This is a genomic window from Mailhella massiliensis (assembly GCF_020741395.1).
GTDB lineage: Bacteria > Desulfobacterota > Desulfovibrionia > Desulfovibrionales > Desulfovibrionaceae > Mailhella > Mailhella massiliensis_A.
The window spans coordinates 1-4,192 of sequence record NZ_DYZA01000140.1 but is presented as its reverse complement, the minus strand read 5'-3'; the positions used below and the strand labels follow the sequence as shown (position 1 = coordinate 4,192).

Annotated in this window: 4 protein-coding genes; all 4 read right to left on the bottom strand. The window is 61.9% G+C overall.

Annotation, left to right across the window (positions count from 1 at the left end):
* Positions 1-270: 270 nt before the first annotated feature.
* Positions 271-1,923, bottom strand: a complete 1,653-nt coding sequence (pgm, locus tag K8W16_RS06955; protein WP_304122413.1) for a phosphoglucomutase (alpha-D-glucose-1,6-bisphosphate-dependent) — start codon at positions 1,921-1,923, stop codon at positions 271-273.
* A gap of 180 nt (positions 1,924-2,103) precedes the next feature.
* A complete protein-coding gene (locus K8W16_RS06950; RefSeq protein WP_304122411.1) occupies positions 2,104-2,880 on the bottom strand; it encodes a M48 family metallopeptidase in 777 nt (258 codons plus the stop codon).
* Positions 2,874-3,665, bottom strand: a complete 792-nt coding sequence (locus K8W16_RS06945; protein WP_304122409.1) for a hypothetical protein — start codon at positions 3,663-3,665, stop codon at positions 2,874-2,876. Before K8W16_RS06945 ends, K8W16_RS06950 begins: the two co-directional genes overlap by 7 nt.
* Positions 3,662-4,192: CBS domain-containing protein (locus tag K8W16_RS06940; protein WP_304122407.1), on the bottom strand; the 531-nt coding region annotated here is incomplete at its 5' end. The genes K8W16_RS06945 and K8W16_RS06940, both read right to left, overlap by 4 nt.

Here is a 4,192-nt window from a genome sequence, read left to right as displayed (position 1 = left end):
GGAAGACGAGGGATTGCGCGGCGAGCATTTTTTGGCAGTGACATGCTCGTGACGGAGAAGAGACGGAGGCTCTTTCTGGGGAACGGGCAAAGCTCTTTTTCCGGCATTCCGATATCCGGGGAGGGCTCGCTTCCGTTTCATGCAGGCTCGTGGAGAGGTTGGCAGGCCGCACAGAGGTGGGGCGCTTTGCGGGGCAACGTCGTCCCTGCTCGGCAGGCATGAAAAAAGCGCGGCCGGGCCGCGCTTTTTTCATGCTGTGCTTACAATGAATTACGCCTTGGCAAGGCCTGAAAGGAAGGCCTGCGCTTCTTCCTGCATCTTCTGGAAGTGTTCCTCACCCTTGAAGTCTTCCATGTAGAGTTTGTAGATGGGTTCCGTGCCGGAAGGACGAACTGCGAACCAGCCGTCGTCGGTGACGATCTTCAGGCCGCCGAAGGGAGCGTTGTTGCCGGGGGCCTTGGTGAGTACGGCCTTGACCGGGGAACCGGCCAGTTCCTTCATGCTCACGTCGTCCGGGGAGATGGTCTTGAAGGCGGCCTTCATTTCCGGCGTCATGGGGGAGTCGATGCGGCGGTACACGGGAGCGCCGAATTTTTCTTCCAGCTCATGGTAGAGCTGGGCGGGGTTCTTGCCCGTCTTGGCCGTGATTTCGGCGGCAAGCAGGCAGAGGATGAGCCCGTCCTTGTCGGTGCTCCAAGGCAGGCGGTCGGCCCGCAGGAAAGAAGCGCCGGCGCTTTCTTCGCAGCCCAGGCAGCAGGTACCGGAATGCAGGCCGGGAACGAACCACTTGAAGCCTACCGGCACTTCCATGACGTTGCGGCCGTGGGATTCGGCCACGCGATTGAGCATGGAACTTGTGACTACCGTTTTGCCGATAGCCGCGTCCTGACGCCATGCTTTGCGGAAGCCGTCCTTGCTGTCGCGGATGAGGAAGTCCACCACCACGGAAAGGTAGTGGTTGGGATTCATGAGTCCTTCGGGCGTGACGATACCGTGACGGTCGGAGTCCGGGTCGCAGGCGAAGGCAATGTCGAAGCTGTCCTTCAGCTTCAGAAGTTCGGCCATGGCGTAGGGGGAAGAGCAGTCCATACGGATCTTGCCGTCGTGGTCGAGGGGCATGAAGCGGAAGGTGGGGTCGTACTGATTGTTGGTATTTTCAATGTTCAGGCCGTATTTTTCCGCGATGGGGGCCCAGTAGGCCAGGCTTGCGCCGCCCAGGGGATTCACGCCGAGCTTGAGTCCCGCTTTGGCTATCGCTGCAAAGTCGATGACGTTGCAGAGGTCGTTCACATAGGAGGTCACATAGTCGTGATCCTGCACCAGGCCGGAACGCAGGGCCTTGTACAGGCTGATACGCTTCACATCGCGGTTGCCGTCTTCCAGAAGCTGGTTGGCGCGATCCTGGATGCGGGCGGTGAGGCTGGTGTCGGCCGGGCCGCCGTGGGGGGGGTTGTACTTGAAGCCGCCGTCCTGCGGGGGGTTGTGGGAAGGAGTGATGACGATGCCGTCGGCCGTGGCCGTAGATTGGCGGTTCCAGCTCAGGATAGCGTGGGAGATCGCGGGGGTGGGGGTGTAGCCGTGGCCCGTCTGTACCATGGTCACCACGCCGTTGGCGGCGAGCACTTCCAGCGCGGTGCGCCAGGCGGGTTCGGAAAGAGCATGGGGATCCTTGCCGAGGAAGAGGGGGCCGGTGATGCCCTCGGCCTTGCGCACGTCGCACACGGCCTGAGTCACGGCAAGAATATGGGCTTCATTGAAACTGGTGCGCAGGGAGGAGCCGCGATGTCCGGACGTGCCGAAGCTGACGGCCTGCTCCGCTACGTCGGGGGAGGGCTCGCAGGTATAATAGGAGGAAATGAGGACGGGAATGTCGGTGAGCTGATCGGGGCGGGGCAGTTTGCCCGCCTGAGGGTCAAGGGCCATGGCAAGTCTCCAGAAAGGGCATGAGGTGACAGAATGCGTTGTTTTGCAGGTTACGCCAAAACGTGGGGCTTGTTAAGATGGCGGGCGGCCCTTTGCAGGGGGCTTTTCCATATTTCTTCCGGTGGGGCGACGGAGAAGCCCCGGCATGTGGGCGGAAAGACGGTTTTTCCCGGCGGAACTTCAGCGGGGATGCTCCAGTGCCCAGATATGGATGCGCGCCGCCCTCGATTTCGCATCGGGCAGAAGGCGGAGCAGAAGGGCATGGAAGGAAGGACTGTGGTTCATGTGCCTGAGGTGGCACAGCTCGTGGCAGAGTACATAGTCGATGAGGGGCAGGGGCAGGGCGATAAGCTGTGCGGCAAGGGTAATGTCTCCCCGGGCGGAACAGCTTCCCCAGCGGCGCTTCAGGGAACGCACCGTGAGGGAAGCGGGAGCTTGAGCGTCGCCCAGCACGTCCCGCGCGTATTTTTCCAGGCGGGCGAGGCGGCGGCCGAGCACCAGTTTCGCCGTCTCCAGTCGCCAGCGGACAAAGGCCCGCTCCAGGGCCTCGGAGTCATGGCCTGTGAGAGGGCAGGGAAGTTCCAGCTCCGTTCCCCTCAGGCAGGCGCGGGCGTTCCTTCCGGCATCCGTGGTGCGCAGAGTGAAGGACCTGCCCAGATAATACACGCTTGCCCCTGCGCGGAACTCGGCGGGAGCACCGCGATGCGCGGCGAAAAAATCCTGCTTCGCGCGTACCCAGGCAAGGCGCGCATGCATGAAGGAAAATACCTCTTCCATGCCGAGGTGCAGGGGAGCCTTCACCCGCACTGTACCGTCGGCCATGACGGACATGCGCAGAGTGCGGCAGCCGTCGCGCTGGAAAAGAAAGGAAAGGCCGGTGCCGGGCAGGATGAGAAGCTTTTCCTCCTGAACCTGCCGGGATCTGGCCTTTCGTGCGCGGCGGGAGCAGCTCAGCATAGCCACCTGCGGCTGGAAGGCAGAAGAAGACAAGTGCAGCTTGCCAGCATGAGTGCGGAAAGCAGGACCATGAGGGCAAGCGACGCTGTACCCGCGTCGGGCAGGGCTCGCATCATGTCCAGCAGGGATATGAGGCAGCAGCCTCCCCAGGCAGGCACGAAGCCTGCATTGCCGCATACGGCCAGGACATGCCTGAGCACGAGGTAGCGCCACGCCGCGCCGAGCATATCCAGCCTGCCGGCGTGCACGAGGGGCATGAGGGCCTCCGGCATGGCAAAGGGGTGAAGGATGAGGGCAAGCACGAGCAGAAGGGAAAGCACGCCGAACAGTTTCATGGCGAAGGGAGGCGGCGTTTCCGGGCCGGGCCTGGGAAGAAGGAGCGCACTGATTTTATAGGAAATATAGATCAGGGGGCAGGAAAAGAGCGGGGTGAGGTTGGCGGCGGCCAGGTGCAGGAGCATGGCAGGAATGCCGAGCCACTGAAAAAGGGGGCGCGCCGTGGCGAGAAAGAACAGGGCGAAAAGGGAAAAGGCAAGCAGTATGGCGCGGGCCGTTTCCCGCGCAATATCCGGCATGGTGCGGGAGCGGTCGGGCCAGGCGTACAGGGCGGGCGGAAGCGACAGCGACAGGGAAAGGATGAGGGAAAAGACCAGCCAGCCCGGTTGGGGGGCAAGACAGTCGGCCAGGGAAAGAAAATCGGCACAAATGAGAATAAGCCATCCCACTAAGGGGATGGCTGCCAGAGTGAGCGCAAAGAGGGAGAAGAAGCGCGGAAGGAGGATCATTCTTCAGCGGCAAGCCTTTTAAGCAGGTCCTCCATGCCCACGACGCCTACGATGCGACCGTTTTCCTGAACGGGCAGCGTGTAGTAGCGCTGCTCCACCATGAGCGTGGCTATTTCTTCCACAGGGGTGTCGGGCGTGATGGCGTGAGGGTCGGAGCTCATGACTTCGCCCACGGTGCTTGCAGCCATGCGGCGCAGCTCACGGGAGAACTTGCCCGGCATCTGCATAGGGATTGCCCCGCCGAGCAGAAGAAAGTAGCCTGGGGTTTCCAGCTTCTTGTCCAGGGAAATCAGGTCGGACTGCGTGAGCATGCCGATGAGACGGCCCTCTTCCACTACGGGAAGGCCGTTGAAATGCCCGTCGAGCAAAAGTTTTGCCGCGTCACGCAGCGTGGTGTCGCGCGTGACGGTAACGGGGGTGGTAGTCATGATGTCGGCGGCAGTCTTCATGGATTCCTCCAGCGTGGAAGGTTCATAGCGGCCTGAAGAGGCCATGCATCCATTAAAAAAAGAAGCATCGGACCTGTC

Bases quoted from the DNA above. Each gene is read 5' to 3' on its own strand.
- pgm (WP_304122413.1), bottom strand. From the start codon at position 1,923: ATGGCCCTTGACCCTCAGGCGGGCAAACTGCCCCGCCCCGATCAGCTC.
- K8W16_RS06950 (WP_304122411.1), bottom strand. From the start codon at position 2,880: ATGCTGAGCTGCTCCCGCCGCGCACGAAAGGCCAGATCCCGGCAGGTT.
- K8W16_RS06945 (WP_304122409.1), bottom strand. From the start codon at position 3,665: ATGATCCTCCTTCCGCGCTTCTTCTCCCTCTTTGCGCTCACTCTGGCA.